This window comes from Kitasatospora sp. NPDC085464, assembly GCF_044541955.1.
Lineage (GTDB): Bacteria > Actinomycetota > Actinomycetes > Streptomycetales > Streptomycetaceae > Kitasatospora.
In genome coordinates, this window is sequence record NZ_JBITTM010000016.1 from 1 (window position 1) to 14,816 (window position 14,816).

The 14,816-nt window shown below is 73.2% G+C and carries 13 protein-coding genes; 5 read left to right on the forward strand and 8 right to left on the reverse strand.

Annotation, left to right across the window (positions count from 1 at the left end; translation table 11 throughout):
• The first annotated feature begins 204 nt into the window (after positions 1-204).
• The 5 genes from ACIGG8_RS16010 to ACIGG8_RS16030 all read left to right on the forward strand — a co-directional run bounded on the left by ACIGG8_RS16010 (position 205) and on the right by ACIGG8_RS16030 (position 3,697).
• On the forward strand, positions 205-1,680 hold the full coding sequence (locus ACIGG8_RS16010; RefSeq protein ID WP_396548476.1) for an FAD-dependent monooxygenase: 1,476 nt from the start codon (positions 205-207) through the stop codon (positions 1,678-1,680).
• 365 nt (positions 1,681-2,045) lie between these two features.
• Positions 2,046-2,576, forward strand: a complete 531-nt coding sequence (locus tag ACIGG8_RS16015; RefSeq protein ID WP_396548478.1) for a hypothetical protein — start codon at positions 2,046-2,048, stop codon at positions 2,574-2,576.
• A gap of 17 nt (positions 2,577-2,593) precedes the next feature.
• Positions 2,594-2,890 carry an Ig-like domain-containing protein gene (locus tag ACIGG8_RS16020; protein ID WP_396548480.1) on the forward strand — a complete coding sequence of 99 codons (297 nt, stop codon included), beginning with the start codon at positions 2,594-2,596 and terminating at the stop codon, positions 2,888-2,890.
• 104 nt (positions 2,891-2,994) lie between these two features.
• The gene (locus ACIGG8_RS16025) at positions 2,995-3,159 is read left to right on the forward strand and encodes a hypothetical protein (protein ID WP_396548481.1); all 165 of its coding nucleotides are present in this window, start codon (positions 2,995-2,997) and stop codon (positions 3,157-3,159) included.
• 220 nt (positions 3,160-3,379) lie between these two features.
• A complete protein-coding gene (locus ACIGG8_RS16030) occupies positions 3,380-3,697 on the forward strand; it encodes a hypothetical protein (protein WP_396548483.1) in 318 nt (105 codons plus the stop codon).
• A 151-nt stretch (positions 3,698-3,848) separates the two neighbouring features.
• Here ACIGG8_RS16030 and ACIGG8_RS16035 read toward each other — a convergent pair whose 3' ends face one another.
• The 8 genes from ACIGG8_RS16035 to ACIGG8_RS16070 form a co-directional block, all read right to left on the reverse strand.
• The gene (locus ACIGG8_RS16035; RefSeq protein ID WP_396548484.1) at positions 3,849-4,958 is read right to left on the reverse strand and encodes a mechanosensitive ion channel family protein; all 1,110 of its coding nucleotides are present in this window, start codon (positions 4,956-4,958) and stop codon (positions 3,849-3,851) included.
• Between the two features lie 260 nt (positions 4,959-5,218).
• Positions 5,219-5,896: a VC0807 family protein gene (locus ACIGG8_RS16040; protein WP_396548485.1), complete on the reverse strand. Its 678-nt coding sequence runs from the start codon at positions 5,894-5,896 to the stop codon at positions 5,219-5,221.
• Positions 5,897-5,996: 100 nt separating this feature from the next.
• Positions 5,997-6,326, reverse strand: a complete 330-nt coding sequence (locus tag ACIGG8_RS16045) for a hypothetical protein (protein ID WP_396548487.1) — start codon at positions 6,324-6,326, stop codon at positions 5,997-5,999.
• Between the two features lie 536 nt (positions 6,327-6,862).
• Entirely contained in the window at positions 6,863-9,154 is a 2,292-nt protein-coding gene (locus ACIGG8_RS16050) for a serine/threonine-protein kinase (RefSeq protein ID WP_396548488.1), read from the reverse strand.
• Positions 9,155-9,317: 163 nt separating this feature from the next.
• Complete coding sequence (locus tag ACIGG8_RS16055; protein WP_396548490.1) at positions 9,318-9,905, reverse strand: DinB family protein; 588 nt, start codon at positions 9,903-9,905, stop codon at positions 9,318-9,320.
• 94 nt (positions 9,906-9,999) lie between these two features.
• Positions 10,000-10,752: a BTAD domain-containing putative transcriptional regulator gene (locus tag ACIGG8_RS16060; protein WP_396548492.1), complete on the reverse strand. Its 753-nt coding sequence runs from the start codon at positions 10,750-10,752 to the stop codon at positions 10,000-10,002.
• Between the two features lie 147 nt (positions 10,753-10,899).
• Entirely contained in the window at positions 10,900-11,277 is a 378-nt protein-coding gene (locus tag ACIGG8_RS16065; protein ID WP_396548494.1) for a hypothetical protein, read from the reverse strand.
• A 50-nt stretch (positions 11,278-11,327) separates the two neighbouring features.
• A complete protein-coding gene (locus ACIGG8_RS16070) occupies positions 11,328-14,798 on the reverse strand; it encodes a DUF6519 domain-containing protein (RefSeq protein WP_396548496.1) in 3,471 nt (1,156 codons plus the stop codon).
• Between the last annotated feature and the right edge of the window lie 18 nt (positions 14,799-14,816).

Consider the following 14,816-nt stretch of genomic DNA (forward strand, 5'->3'; position numbering starts at 1 on the left):
AAGGCACCGACGGCGACCGAAACCTCGGCAGCGCCCGCTGAACCACCCGACCACGGCCGGGCACCACGCCCGGTGCCCGGCCCCGCCCGACGGCCGGAGGCTGGCCCGGGGGCAGCGGTTCGCCGCCGTCCCGGCGCATCGGCCCGCCGTCGCCCCAGCGCATCGTTCGGAAAGGCGCTCGAAAAGTGAGAGGAAGTGGTTGTCATGCTCGACGTGCTCATCGCCGGGGCCGGCCCGGTGGGGCTCTGGCTCGCCGCGGAGTTGCGCCTGCACGGGGTGGAGGTGACCGTCGTGGAACGCCGGGCGGCACCGGACGGACGGTCGCGCGCGGTCGGCATGCAGGCCGGCACACTGGACACCTTCGCCACCCGCGGCCTCGCGGAGCGGTTCATCGAACGCGGCACCCCGGTGCCGACCGGCCACTTCGGCGCGGCGACCACCCGGCTGGACTTCTCCACGACCGGGGCGGTGCACCCCTTCATGCTGGCGCTCGGTCAGTCCGTCACCGAACAACTCCTGGAGGAGCACGCGGTCGCCGTGGGCGCCCGGGTGCTGCGCGGGCAGGAAGTCGTCTCGCTCACGCAGGGGCCGGACGCCGTCGAGGTGGTGATCCGGGCCGGCGGCACCCACCGGACCGTGCAGGCCCGTTGGGTCGTGGGGTGCGACGGCACCCGCAGCGCCGTGCGCCAGGCCGCCGGCATCGACTTCCCCGGTCAGGACACCACCATGACCGGGTGGCTCGCCGACGTCGAACTCGACGATCCGCCCACCGGGCCGCTCTCCGCCACCGGACCGGCCGGCTCGTTCCTGGCGGCCCCGATCGGCGACGGCGTCCACCGGCTGGCGGGCCTCTCCACGGCCACCATGCACCACGGCACCGGGGAACCGCTGACCCTGGACGAGGTGCGCGAGCAGGCCCGCGCACTGCTGGGACGGGACCTGGGCATCCGCAACCCCCGGTGGCTCTCGCGCTACGGCAACGCCACGCGCCAGGCCGCGCGGTACCGGGCCGGACGGGTGCTGGTGGCCGGGGACGCTGCGCACATGTTCTTCCCGGCCGGCGGGCAGGGCATGAACCTCGGCATCCAGGACGCCACCAACCTGGGCTGGAAGCTGGCCGCCACCCTCCAGGGCCGGGCGCCCGACGGACTGCTCGACAGTTACGAGACGGAGCGCCGGCCGGCCGGCCGCGCCGTCATCGACAACACCCGCGCGCAACTCGCCCTGTTCGCCGCGGCGAACCCGGAGCAGATAGCCCTGCGCGAGGTCTGGTCCGCCGCACTCACCGAACCACGGACCAACCACCAGTGGGCCCGCCGGATCGCCGGCTTCGACGACCCGATACCGGCCGACACCCAGCCCGGCGGGCACCCGCTGAACGGCACCCGGCTGGCCGGCCTCGCCCTGAACACCCCGGCCGGTGCGCCCACCGCCCACCCGTTGATGCACCACGGCCGACCGCTGCTGCTGGACCTCGGCGGGACTCGGACGCCGTGCCCGACTGACGGCCTGGAGCAGCGTGCGGGAACCGTCAACACCGAAGCAGCGCAGGCGATCTGGCGGGACGTCACTGCCGTGCTCATCCGGCCGGACGCCCGGATCGCCTGGGTCAGTACCGACACCGACCGGCGGCGCCGGGCCGCGGACTGCCTCGCCACCCTGCGCACCCTGTGTCGCTGAACGCCGCTCGGCGGGACCGCCGCCGCTTTCCGCTCCGGGGCACCTGCCTGCCGGGGGCGGCAGGAACCGTCGGCGCGGTGTCAGCGCCTGGGTGCTTGCTCCGAGCCGCAGTTGTGCTCCCGATCCGGGGTCGCCGGCGAAGGCCGGTCCCGGGGGACCGGCGGCGTGAACCGTCGGTGTGTCAGATCGGAGGGCGGCCGGGGCTCGGACTGCGTGATCCACAGTGGCGGAAAGACCGGGCCGACCGGCCCTTGCCCCTCCTGGAGTGGATCGTGACGTTCTCACTGTCGCCTGCTGCCGACCGGCCGGGCTCCACACACAGGCACCGCACCGGTCCGCGAGGGCGCCGGGGCCGGGTCCTGGCCGTGACCGCCGGGGTGTTCTGCGCGGCCGTGGCCCCGGTGGCCCTGTCCGCGCCCGCGCACGCGCAAGGCACCTGCACGACCACGGGTCCCACCACCACCTGCACGTTCGCCTTCACCGGCGCCGAGCAGACGTTCACCGTCCCGGCCGGTGTCACGCAGGTCGACGTCACGGCGATCGGCGCGGCCGGCGGCCTGGAGGCGCTCGGTGGCGCGAGCGGCGGCCGTGGCGCCCAGGTGTCGGGCACTCTCGCCGGGCTGTCCGGCGGACAGACGCTCTACGTCGAAGTCGGCGGCACCGCCACCGACGGATCCTGCTACCCCAACTCGCTGTGCGTCGGCGGCTTCAACGGCGGTGGCAGTTCCCGCTTCGGCGGCGGAGGCGGCACCATCAACCCCCTGACCACCCCGGCCGGGAGCGCGGGCGGTGGAGGCGGTGGCTCGTCCCTCGTGCCTGCCGGCGCACCGGCCCCACGGCGACCAGCGCCGCCGCGGGCATCACCATCAGCTACCTCACCCCGGGCAAGCCGGTGACCACGGTCCTGACCGCCATGCCCCAGCGCACCCGCACCGGCGTGCCGGTCGTCCTCAGCGACCTGAGCTGCCCCGGTCGCGGTTCCACCACCACGCCCACCGGAACCGTCGCCTTCACCGACACCACCACCCAGACCACCCTCGGCCGCTCCCGCCTCGTCCTCTCCCTCGGCAACTGCGCCGCCGCCGGCCTCGTCACCGCCTTCCGCACCACCGGCACCCACACCATCACCGCCGTCTACAGCGGCGACACCGTCTACCAGGGCAACAGCGGCAACCCCGAGAGCATCACCGTGACCGTGAACCCCCGATAGAACCACCCGCCGCCTCGCCCAAGGCCCGCGTGCCTTCCCGGGATTGCCGCGCGGTGCCGCGTGGTGCTGCGCCCGCTTCTCCCGGCCGACCATGCTGACGGCACATGGACGCGATCTTCGGGCCTTCGCCTCAATCCCCGCTGGCCGCGGCTGTTTCCGAGGACTGGGGTTTGCTCCTGCTACGCGTCCCGATGGGCTGGCACGTCGGGCCCGGCCTGCTGTCCGGGGTGGGCTGCGGGCGGCGCTTCGACACGGTCGTACCGATCTGAGGTGCAGGAGCCGCCTGGGGATTGTGGCCGGTTCCGGCTCTCGGTGCGCGATGCGCTGTCGACAGCAGCGGGTGACTGTGTGGATGCTGCTTGTCGTTGTCATATGCGGAATCCGATCGGCCAGAGGGCGACGCAGCGGGCCGTCCCGCACAACCGCAGCGCACAACCGCAGCGTACGGGGACGGCCTGTCCGACCGAACGTCAGCGAAAGGACCATCCCATGGACGCCACCACGCTCATCGCACGGAACGACTACCGGCTGTTCAAGCAGGGACGCCTGGCTGTCATCGACACCCAGAAGAGCAACGCCGTCACCTTCGACGGGAAGCTCGCAGACCACGGCACCTATCGCAACATCCCGGAGGACTTCAAGCTGGGCATCGACGCCGCCACGTTCTTCGGCTACAGCGACTACCGCCTGTACCGCGGCGACCAGCTCGTGGTCATCGACACCCAGAACGGCAACTCGCTGTCCTACCAGGGCGCCATCGCCGACCACGGCACCTACCAGAACCTGTCGTCGTTCTGGACCAGCTGACCGCACCGGCCCTGAGCCCGGGCCAGGCACGCCTGACGGGCGGCGTCGGCACTTGTCGTGCCGGCGCCGCCGCTCATGGCGTGCGCGGCGTACGGGCTGCAGGCCTCGCCTCGCCTCGGCTCGGTCCGCCGGGTGGCGCCGCCGCGCCCGGCTACCGCCGTCGGTCCGTCAGCGCCTCGGACGACGCGTCCCATTGGTGCGGCACCGGTGGGAGGGACGAGGGTGCGTCCGCCCCGTCCTGCTGGAGCGAGACCGTGCGCGTGGGCGCGGGGATCGAGATGCCCTCCGTCCGGTACCGGCGGTGCAGGCGCTTGATGAACTCGTGCTTGATCCGGTACTGGTCGCTGAACTCGCCGACGCCCAGGATGACCGTGAAGTTGATCCTGGAGTCCGCGAAGGTGTGGAAGCGGACGGCGGCCGCGTGGTCGGGCACGCCGCCGCTGATGTCGGCCATCACGCTGTCGACGACGTCGAGGGTGACCCGCTCCACGTGCTCCAGGTCGCTGTCGTAGCCGACCCCGACCTGGACCAGGATCGACAGCTTCTGCTCGGGCTGGGAGTAGTTCGTCATGTTCGTCCGCGCCAGGCGGCCGTTGGGGATGATCACCAGGTTGTTCGACAGGTTGCGCACCACGCTGTTGCGCCAGTTGATGTCGACGACGTACCCCTCCTCCCCGCTGGTGAGCCGGATGTAGTCACCCGGCTGGACCGTCTTCGAGGCGAGGATGTGCACACCCGCGAAGAGGTTGGCGAGGGTGTCCTGCAACGCCAGCGCGACGGCGAGACCACCCACCCCGAGGGCGGTGACCAGCGGGGCGATGGACACCCCGAGGGTCTCCAGGGCCACGAGGACGCCCATCGACAGCACCACGATCCGGGTGATGTTGACGAAGATCGACGCGGACGCCGCGACGCCGGTCCGGGACGCGGCCACCGACTGCACCAGCCCGGCCACGACCCGGGCCGCGCTGAACGTCGCGATGACGATGAGCACGGCCGTCAGCGACTGGTCGACCAGCCCCCCGACCCGCGCGGTGAGCGGCAGGGCCGAAGCGGCCACCGCGGCCCCGGCGATCACGGCCGCCCAGGGGACGATGGTGCGCAGTGCGTCGACGATGATGTCGTCCCCGCTCCACTTCGTCCTGCTCGCGTGCTTGCCCAGCCACTTCATCAGGGCCCGTAGCACCAGGCCGGCGACACAGCCGGAGGTCAGCGCGATGCCGGCCACCACCCAGTCGTGCAGGACCAGGTCCCGGGTCACCGTCCCGCCCCCGCGGCGTGGAGGTCGATGGAACGGGCCGTCGCCGGCCGCTGTATGTGCTGTTTGGTCACCTTGTCGCCTGTCGGGTCGTGTTGTGCGCAGCCACGTCGGAACGGATGTGCGCATTCCGAACGGACTGCCATCCTGCCCCATGGCCCGGCCGCCACCACAGCCGGACCTCGGCGTTCCGTCCGCTCGGCAGGCGGGCCGTCACCTTCCGGTGAGGAGCACGCCGGTGGCGGCCGGCCCGATGATCGGCGTCAGTCCCGGCCGGCCGGCGAGCGCCCGGCCGTGCCGGCGGTCAGCCGCCAGAGCCCGGCCACCTCGTAGTAGATGCCGTTCACCACTTGCAACAGCACGAGCGTGACCGGCCAGAGCAGCGCGCCGAGGCCGGGCACCACGTCCACCGGCAGGGTGTAGGCCATCACGACCCGCACGGCGGCGTCGAGCAGCATCGCCACACCCCAGATCGCCGTCGAGACCCGCCAGATCCGGCGGAACGCCGGCTCGCGTTCCCACAGCACGTCCCAGGAGGTGCCGTCGGAGCGGAACCGCCCCTCCAGCAGGGGACGGCCGCCGTGGAAGAGCAGCGGGCGCCTGGCCCTGATCGAGACCAGGAACCAGAGCCCGGCCACGGCGGTCAGCCAACCGTCCTTGGCCAGCAGGAACCGGGGGCTGCCGCTGACCAGCGCGGCTGCAACGCCGAGCAGCATGGTTCCGGCGATGAAACCCGCCATGCCCTCCAGGCTGCGGGTGCGCAGCCACTGCACCGCCGTGGTGAGCGCGGGCAGGAAGGCGCCCGCCAGCAGCGCGACGAAGACACTGACGCCGGCGGCGCGCAGGCCGTAGTACAAGGCGATCGGGACGACGACGTCCCACGCGACACCGAGCAGCAGACGTCGGCCGCTCGGCCGCGGCGGCGTCTCGGGGGCCGTCACCGCCGGAACCTGCTGGGTGTCATGGTGTCCTCCGGATCGAGAGAAGGGCCAGGATGGTGATCTCACGAGGGCGCCCCACGCACGCCGGGTCCTGCCGTGGCTAGGACGATTCCAGGTCGGCGCGGTCCATCTGGCCGTGGAAGGGCTCGACCTGGCCGAGGGGGACACAGACGTCCGGCTTGCCGTCGCTCTGCTGGAGGGCGCGTGCCCCGCCCTCGGTGTGCCAGCAGTCGGGGACCGGCCCGCAGACCGGGTACTTGACGGCCATGATGATGTGGTTCGGGGCCTTGCTCGTCCGGTCGATCGGGTCCGAGGCGACCTTGAGGCGGACCAGCAGGGTGGTCCTGCCGAGGGGCGGGGCGATCCCGGGCAGCGAGGCGCTGGTGGCGGCGCTGACCACCTGGGCGGTGAACCCGGTTTCGCCGAACACCCCGTGCATCACCGGCCCGCGCCCGGCGAGCCCCCCGGCCCGGCTGGAAGACGGTGCCACCGGGGGCGGCACGGCCGCGCCCTGGCCCGGTCGGGACGCAGTGGCGACGGCGCCGCCGCCACTCCCGCCACTCCCGGCATCCCCGGTACCGCCCGATGGTGTGCCGGAGCTGCTGCAGGCCGCGCCTAGTGCGGCGACGGTGGCAACGGCCAGGCATCTGGCCAGGGTACGGCGAACCCTCATACATCCCCCCGATGTCTGTGGCAGCCGGTGGCTGCCGGCGCGGGTGAGTGATCCCGCACCTGCGCACCGGTCTACCACACGGAGGTCGATCGGTCGCGCCCCCGCCCGCCGTGCAACGTGTGTCAGGGGGTGATGCGGCCGAGGCGGCGCGCCGCCCGGCGGGTCCGGTGCTGCGACGGGTGGTGAGGACGTGGGCGACGGTGCGGGTCCTGTTCTGAAAGTCCTCGCACGTCGCCGGGACCAGCGCCTCGCCCTGCCCGGTGACGCTCGATCCGTGCAGGGCTGCTCCTCGATCAATTACCGGGCTTCACCCGCAGGGGGGCCAGGGAGTCCAGCACGCGCTTGGCCATGGCCTCCGGCAGCGGGCCGTACATGAGGTTCTCGCCGGCGGCCTGGCCCGTCGTGCTCAGTCCGTGGGCCAGGAAGTTCGTCAGGACGGCGGTGCCGGCGAAGGCGCGGTCGGCCCCGCCGTGGTCGCAGAAGCCGATGTAGCCGACGTCGACGATGGGGTAGCTGCCCGAGCCGGGCTTCGTGTAGTCGATCGTGACCGTCACGTTGGTGCCCGTGCCCTGCACCGAGCCCCCGGCGGCCATCAAGCCGGCGGAGCGGGGGGTGAGTTCCACCGCCTGGGAGCCGCCGGACTTCACCTTGGCCTTCTGGAGGGCGCCGGCGTCCGGGAGTGGCACGAAGGACATCGACCACTGGCCCCCGGCGACGTAGGCGGGCAGGTCGGACGCGTTCGTGCCGGACGCGGGGCGCGACTTGTCGGGCCACGCCCGGCCGGGCTGGTACGGGAAGTCGGCGGGCGCAGCCTTGGCGAGGTACTGGGTGAAGATGGCGGTGGCCGCCGACTCGTTGCTCGGGATCCGCACGTCGATCGGCGAGTCCGGCAGGTTCCAGATCGAGTTGAGGGCCTTGATCGCCGGGTCGTTCCACTTGGTGATCTTGCCGGTGAAGATCTTGGCGAGCGTCGGGGCGTCGAACTCCAGCCCCTTCAACCCGGGCGCGTTGTAGACCACGGCGATCGGCAGCACGGTGACCGGGATCTGGGAGGCGTAGCCGGTGGGGCAGTGGCGGCCGACGACGGCCCGCTGATCGGCCGTCATCGGGGAGTCCAGGGCGACGCCGTCGGACTTGAAGGTCGCGAACTGGTCCATCACGGTGCCGCTCGCGGGGCCGTTGAAGGTGATCGCGGCACCCGGGCACTCCTTGGCATAATCCGCCTGCCACTGCTTGACGAGGGCGACCTGCAGACCGTCCGCGCCGACCGCCTGCTTGCCGTCGGGGCCGCAGGCGGAGGCGGCGGTCGGAGCCGTCGCCGTCACCGAGGAGGACGGGCCGGGGTTCGAGCCGTGGGACCCGGGCTCGTCCGGGACGCGGTTCTGCCAGGCGAGGAAGCCCAGGGTGCCCGCCGTGGCAACGACCACCGCGGACACCGCCGAGCCGATCAGCACACCCTTGCGCCTCCGCGGGCGCGGGGCGGCGTCGGCGAGGGACGGGCGAGTGGAGGGGGCTGCCAGGTAGGAGGGGGCCGCCACGTACGAGGGGACGGCCGGTGGGACCGGGCCCGTCGGCGCTGTGGCCCCGGCGGGCGGAGCGGTCGTCGGCGTGGCGGGCGGCGCGGCCGGCGGCGCGGTCACCGGAGCCGGCGGAGCCGCCGCCGCGGGCGGAGCCGCCAGGACCGTCGGTGTCGGCGTCACCGAACCCGCGGCCGTCGGTGTCGGCGTCACCGGACCCGCGGCCGTCGGCGTCACCAGCCCGGTCCGAAACTGAACCGTCCGTTCCCGCTCAACCTGCGAAGCAAGCCCCAACAGCCGCTCCACCGTGGGACGTTGCTCAGGGTCCTTCGTCAGGCAGGCAACGACCAGCGGACGCAGCTCCGCCGCGAGTCCGGTCAGGTCCGGCTCCTCGTACACCACCCGGAAGCCCACCGCATGCGAGGAGTCCGCACCGAACGGCCCGCGCCCGGTGGCCGCGAAGGCGAGCACCGAGCCCAGCGCGAACACGTCGGTGGCCGCCGTCGCCGTACCGCTGCGGTACTGCTCGGGCGCCATGAACGGCGGGGTGCCGACGGCCACTCCGGTGCTGGTCAGCTGGGTCTCGCCGGCCGCCTTGGCGATGCCGAAGTCGATGACGCGCGGGCCGTCCTCGGCGAGCAGCACGTTGCCGGGCTTGAGGTCGCGGTGTACCAGCCCGACGCGGTGGATCTCCCGCAGCGCCTCGGCCAGCCCGGCGGCCAGCCTGCGCACCTCGGGCGGGGTCAACGGGCCCTGGCCGGCGACCCGTTCTCCCAGCGAGGGACCGGCGATGAAGAGCGTCGCCAGCCAGGGCGCCGGCGCGTCGGCGTCCGCGTCGAGCACGGGTGCGGTGAACGCCCCGCTGACCTTGCGCGCGGCCGTGACCTCCTGCCGGAACCGGGCCCGGAACTCGGCGTCCGCGGCCAGCTCGGGCCGGATCACCTTCACCGCCACCTGGCGCCCGGACACCGACCGGGCGCGGTACACCACGCCCATCCCGCCCGCGCCGAGCCTGCCCTCCAGGAGGTACCCGCCGATCTCTCGCGGATCGTTCTCCAGCAAGGTCACGTTCCGACCCCTCCCCCAGGCATGAGCGGCCACCCGGCCGACCGGCCCAGCCTAGTGGGGCACCTGTTCACGAACCGACGGCAGCCCTCGGAAACCGCAGGTCCATCCGCTGCGCGACCCCGTCGAGGCCGAACTTCTCGCGCCGCCGACCGCCTGTGGCGCGTCATCCCTTGATCGGTGCGGCCGACCTGGCGGCCTGCTCGATCTTCGCGCAGTAGGCTGCCCGGGCTTCCGCGTCGATCTGCTTCTCGTGTTCGGCGCGCAACCCGGTCCGGCCGTCGAGGCCCTCGCGCAGGATGTCGGCGTGTCCGGCATGCCGGACGGACTCGCTGAGGACATGGACCATGACGGCGAACAGGTTGGTGTTCGGATATGGCTCCGACCACCACGGCACGTGGCCGGGGGCGTCGAGGGGAAGCTCGTTGATCGTCGCGTCCGAGTGCTCCCATGTGCGCTGGTAGAACCCGATGATCTGATCGCGGGTCTCGTCCTCGGTGGCCCACAGATCGCTGCCCGCGGAGTGGTCCTGCCACCGGGGCAGCGGTTCCGGGGAAGGGCGGCCGAAGACCTCGCCGAAGTACCTGGCCTCGACGGTGGCCACGTGTTTCACCAGGCCGAGGAGGTTGGTCCCGGTCGCTGTCAAAGGTCGGCGGGCGTCGTATTCGGACAAGCCGTCGAGCTTCCAGAGCAGCGCCGTGCGGTCCCGCCGCAGTCGCTCGTGCAGGTTGTCCTTCGCGAACTCATCGATCATGCGGCATGAGCCTGCCACGGGCCGCTCGTGCTCTCAAGATCCCGTACGTGGCAGTGCGCATGCGGGTTCCTGCGCAGGCCCACGGCAGGGCCGCTCAGTGCGTCGGCGCCGGTCTCCGCCGGGCGGGCAGGACGCGGTTGCGCAGCGGCAGCAGCCCGGCGAGTTCGGCGCTGGGCTCGACACCCAGCTGCTCACGCAGGGCCGTCCGGCACGTCTCGTACTGCCGCACGGCCTCTCCCACGTTGCCCTCGGCCAGGTGCGCCCGGATCACCGCCCGGTGCGAGCTCTCCCGCAGCGGCTCGGCCAGGACGGCGACCAGGGCGGCGTCGACCGCCTCCACGTGGCGCTTCTGACGGCTCATCCGGGCGGAGAGGGTCTCCAGGGCGTGCAGCCGGACCTGCCGGACCCGCTCCCGTTCCACCACCAACCAGTCCTCGTACCAGTTCGGCAGCAGGTCCTGGGTGAACAGCGCCACCGGCGGCTCGACGGCCTCCACGCCGTCGCGCAGTGCCAGTGCGGCGGTGAGCATCCGTTGGACGTCGACCCGGACGGCCGCGGCGAGCGCCAGCACCTCGCTGCGCGTCTCGACGAGCTGCTGACCGGCGGAGAGCCGCCAGAGCGCGGTGCGTAGCCGCCCGGCCGCCGCGGCCTCGTCGGCCTCGGGCCAGAGCATGCAGGAGACCGCCGCCCTGGCGGTCGGTCCCCGCAGGGCCAGCACCGTGAGGATCCGGCGGGCGGTGGGCGGCATCTCGACGGTCCGACCGCCCAGCACGAGCTGCCAGCAACCGAGCAGTCGCAGGTCGGCTCCGGGTGGCCGGAGGTGCGCCCCGGAGTGGTCAGGCGTCATCTGTTGCTCCCCACGGACGGACGCTGCCGACCCTGTCGGTCGGCCGACGTGCTGTCAACGTTCGCCGCCGCGCGTCGACGAGCGGTGACCCGTACGGGGTTGTGCGCCGTTCTCCGGTGGACGCCCGGGTCATCCGAATGCGAACGGCTAGGCCGGCCCGGTCGGATGTCCCGCTCCGCCCGGGCCGCCCGCTCCGCCCGGCCCCGACGGTGTGGGCGGGGGCCCGCCGCTGCCCTGCGGGAACAGCAGCTCCGCCAGTTCCTCGACCGCCAGGGTGAGTGCCTCCCGGCGGTCCCCGGCAAGCTTCTCGACGTCGCGCAGCGCTGCCTTGGCGGCGTTCAGGGCCTGGCCGGCGATCGCCTTCCGCGGGCCACGCGTGGCGCCGGCGGTGATCTCCTGGGCGAGTCTCAGCTGCGCCTCCAGCTCCGCGACGCGTCGCGCCAGGATCTCGTCGATCCTGTCGTTCTCCTGCTGGAACAACTGCTGGAGGGCGGTGGCGGTGCCGATGTGGTCCATGGCGTCCATGGCGTCCTTCCATGGTGGGCGGGTGGGGGAGGGGAACCGCGAACACGTCGCTACAGCACGACGTTGATCGCGGCCCAGGGCGCCGGCAGAACATCGCCGTTGAGCAGGAGCGCGCCCTTGACGACGTTGCCGGTGACGGCCACGCGGTTGAGCGGGATGTCCAGCCGAACAGCGGTGAGGGCCTTCGTCTCCAGGTGGTTCGCGGAGACGACCATGCTGCTCGCGGAGGCGTTCAGCAGGACCAACTGGTTCCCGTCACCCTTGTGTTGGTCGGTCCGGCGGACGAGGTTGTCGTTGACCAGCAGCGGCCCCTCCAGGACGGTCTGGATGACGCTGGAGTCCCCGTCCGCCTCGATCCGGTTGCCCCGGACGGTCGCGGCGGGCAGGACGGAGGCGTCCGCGGCGAACACCCGGGCGGCGGTCACCCAGGCCAGTTCCTCCCCCTGCTCGGCGTACCAGCCGGTGCTGCCCATGCGGGCGAACACCGTCGCCGCGTCGACGTCCGGGTCGAGCGGTTCCCGGGCAGCCGGTGCGGCGAAGAGGGTGGTGTCGATGTGGGTCCGGCCGAGGGAGAGCAGCATGGCGGGCAGGACGGGGGCGCCGCGGCCGGCCTGGTCGGGCCTTCCGCCGCTGGTGATGACGTTGTCCAGGACGTCGATCCGGCCGGAGCTGGTCAGGCCGACCACCCCGGCGACCAGGCGGGCCGTGCTCCCGGCCGGGAGCGGCACGTCGAGGGTGTTGTCCGCGACGGTGACGGAGCGGCACTCCTGGAGGGCGACGGCGACGACCCCCAGCCGTTCCGGGTCGATGGCCGGTACGGGGTAGAGGTCGTGGATCCGGTTTCCGCGTACCTCGCCGTCGGTCACGCCGGTCAGCCAGACGCCGACCATCGCCTCGCCCGGGTCGAACCGGGAGTCGGGCCGCTCGGTCCGGGTCACCTCGTTGCCGCGGACGACCACGCGCGTACCGCTCGACCCCGGCCGCATGATGACGCCGCCGGTGCCGCCGTCCAGCCGGTTGTCGGCGATCACGACGTCCTGCTGCGCGAGTTGCAGGGCGATGGCGTGCGCTGCCGTGGCCAGGGTGCAGCCGGTGACCGTCACCGCGGACAGGACGCCGGCCAGGAGGGGGGCGGTGAGGGCGATCCCGGTGCCGTCCAGCCGGGGCGGGGGCTGTTCCGCGTCGCGGCCCCCGCCCGGAGCGAAGTCGCCGACGGGGCGCGCGCTGATCCGGCAGTGGCGGATCTCGCTGTCGGGGGAGGCGAGTTCGATCCCCGCGCCGCCGCCGTCGATCCGGCAGTGCCGGATGGTCAGGGAGGCGTTCATGGGTGTGGCCTGCCAGGTCACGGCGGCGCCGTCGTCACCGACGATCAGGCAGTCGTGCAGGGTGGCGCCGAGCGCGAGCTGGACGCGCTCGTCCAGCAGCAGGCCGCCCTCCACGCCGTAGACCAGCGAGTCGGCGAGCTCGAAGCCGGCCAGCAGGAGGAACCGGCCTCCGTCGAACTGCCTCCGACCGCCGGCGGCGAGCGTGTTCTGCTGGAAGGGCGGCGCGATGGCGAGATCGGCGAGCAGCGCGCAGTCGCGCACGGTGAGCCCGACGACCGTTCCGGACAGCGTGATCGCCGTCACGGTGGCGTCGCCTCCCAGCGGGTCCCGGTTGCCGACCACGCCCCCGCCGCTGATCAGGGAGCGCAGGATCCGAGGGCCGCCGTTGCGCAGCAGTGAGGTCCGGGCGACGGCGCACCGGAGCAGGTCGACACCGGACGAGCGCGTCACCGCGATGCCGCTCGTGGAGAACCGGCCCCCGCCCCCGCCTTCCGCTCCGTCCCCGTCGTCCGCTCCGCCTCCATCGTCCGGCTCCTGGGGAATGGCCGGGTCGCACAGGACCGTCAGATCACTGACCGTCACTCCGCGGCATCCACGCAGCACCAGCGCCGGGCCGGCCCCCTGGTGCCTGAGCACCGTCCGCCAGCCGTGCCCGGAGAGGGTAACCGTCTGGGCCGCGTCCAGGACCACCGGCTCGTCGAGCTCGTACTCGCCCACCGCCAGGCAGACCCGGCCGCCGGTCCGGCGGATCCGGTCGACGGCCTCCTGCACGGTCAGGGTGCCGTCGGCGTGCGATTCGGGGGTGACACAGACCGTGCAGTCCCCGCACTCCGAGCAGGTCGGCGGCCACGTGCCCCGGCAGTCCGCCACCTCGTTCGGGAGGTCGATCACGGCCAGGCGGCCGTAGAAGCGGCGGGGGCCCTGAGGCGGTGCCTGTTTCAGCTCCTCGACCCTGCCGTCGGCCGCGCGGGCGGTGAAGGTCCAGTGGTCGCCGGTGCGCAGCGTGCCGCCGGCCGGGTCGTCGGCGAAGGTGATCTGGACGCCGTCCTCCAGGACGAGACCGCCGGTGGCGGCGGAGACCGGGACGGTTCCGTCGGCGCCGACCAGTGCGCCGCTCTGGTCCCACTGCCGCAGCCTGGTCCGCAGCGAGGCGTCGGTCGGGTCGAGGTCCGCCGGCAGGGCGGCCGAGAGCGTCACCTGCTGCGTGGGGTCGTCGACCCGGTCGACGGTGACCACCCGGGCGAGGAAGCCCGGGGTGCCGGACAGCTCCCGGGTCTCGTCCAGGACCTCCACCCAGGCGCCCTCCCGGATCCGCTGGACGTCGTCGCGCCCGGTGCGGGAGACGGTCAGCACCGTCCGGGTGTCGTCCACGCCGAGCACGGCGGCGGCCACGCTCGCGTTGTCGCGGGACCACTTGAAGCCGGCCTGGGCGAGCGTGCCGCCGCCGTGCACCTCCACCCGGTAGAGGCGGTTCTCCCAGCCCAGGTAGTCGGCGTCGGGCGGCACGCTGCACGGGTCGGTGGAAGCGGGAACGGCCACGCCCCGGGTGGAGAGGCGGCCGGCGGAGGGGGCGGTGGCCGTCGCCCAGCCCGGGACGTCGGCGTCCGGCGTGCCGCAGTCGACGCCGTCGGCGGGTTCCGGCAGCACCTTCACCTGCCAGACGGTCTGCATCCGGGCGTCGGTCTCCACCCCGATGGCGGGATCGATCAGGTCGGGCCGTTCGACCGCGGTGACCTCGCGCTCCCAGGCCTCGACGTACACCACGTGACGGCCGGGCGTCAGGTCCGGGGCCTTCGGCAGGTACGGCTGCTCGGTGTACCGGACGGGCGCCGCGGCCCGAAGGTCCTGCAACCCCGGTTCGAGGTGCGGGGGTTGCGGGGCCTGCGGGCCGACCTCGCCGTGGTTGTCGAGCGCCAGCCCGTGCAGGTAGAGGCGGCCGAGGCCGATGGTGAAGGACGTGCCGTCGGCCGTGGCCTCGATCCGGAACCCGGTCGAGCCGGGGGTGCCGCCGGTGTCGAGGTCGAGCGGCGCGGTGCACGGGCCGAGGACGTCCAGGGCGAGCGCCCGCAGGCGGTGGTCCAGGCCGTCCGCCAGCTCGTTGAGGTAGGCGTCCCGCAGCATCCGGCCCTGCTCGGCCCGGGGCCGGCTGTAGTCCTCGGCTGGGTCGAAGCTGAGGCGGGTGTAGTCGCCCGGCATGTACGGCTCCTTCAGATC

Excerpts from the sequence above, each read along its gene's own strand:
- ACIGG8_RS16010 (WP_396548476.1), top strand. The coding sequence starts at position 205 with ATGCTCGACGTGCTCATCGCCGGGGCCGGCCCGGTGGGGCTCTGGCTC.
- ACIGG8_RS16020 (WP_396548480.1), top strand. The coding sequence starts at position 2,594 with ATGCCCCAGCGCACCCGCACCGGCGTGCCGGTCGTCCTCAGCGACCTG.
- ACIGG8_RS16025 (WP_396548481.1), top strand. The coding sequence starts at position 2,995 with ATGGACGCGATCTTCGGGCCTTCGCCTCAATCCCCGCTGGCCGCGGCT.
- ACIGG8_RS16030 (WP_396548483.1), top strand. The coding sequence starts at position 3,380 with ATGGACGCCACCACGCTCATCGCACGGAACGACTACCGGCTGTTCAAG.
- ACIGG8_RS16055 (WP_396548490.1), bottom strand. The coding sequence starts at position 9,905 with ATGATCGATGAGTTCGCGAAGGACAACCTGCACGAGCGACTGCGGCGG.
- ACIGG8_RS16060 (WP_396548492.1), bottom strand. The coding sequence starts at position 10,752 with ATGACGCCTGACCACTCCGGGGCGCACCTCCGGCCACCCGGAGCCGAC.
- ACIGG8_RS16065 (WP_396548494.1), bottom strand. The coding sequence starts at position 11,277 with ATGGACGCCATGGACCACATCGGCACCGCCACCGCCCTCCAGCAGTTG.
- ACIGG8_RS16070 (WP_396548496.1), bottom strand. The coding sequence starts at position 14,798 with ATGCCGGGCGACTACACCCGCCTCAGCTTCGACCCAGCCGAGGACTAC.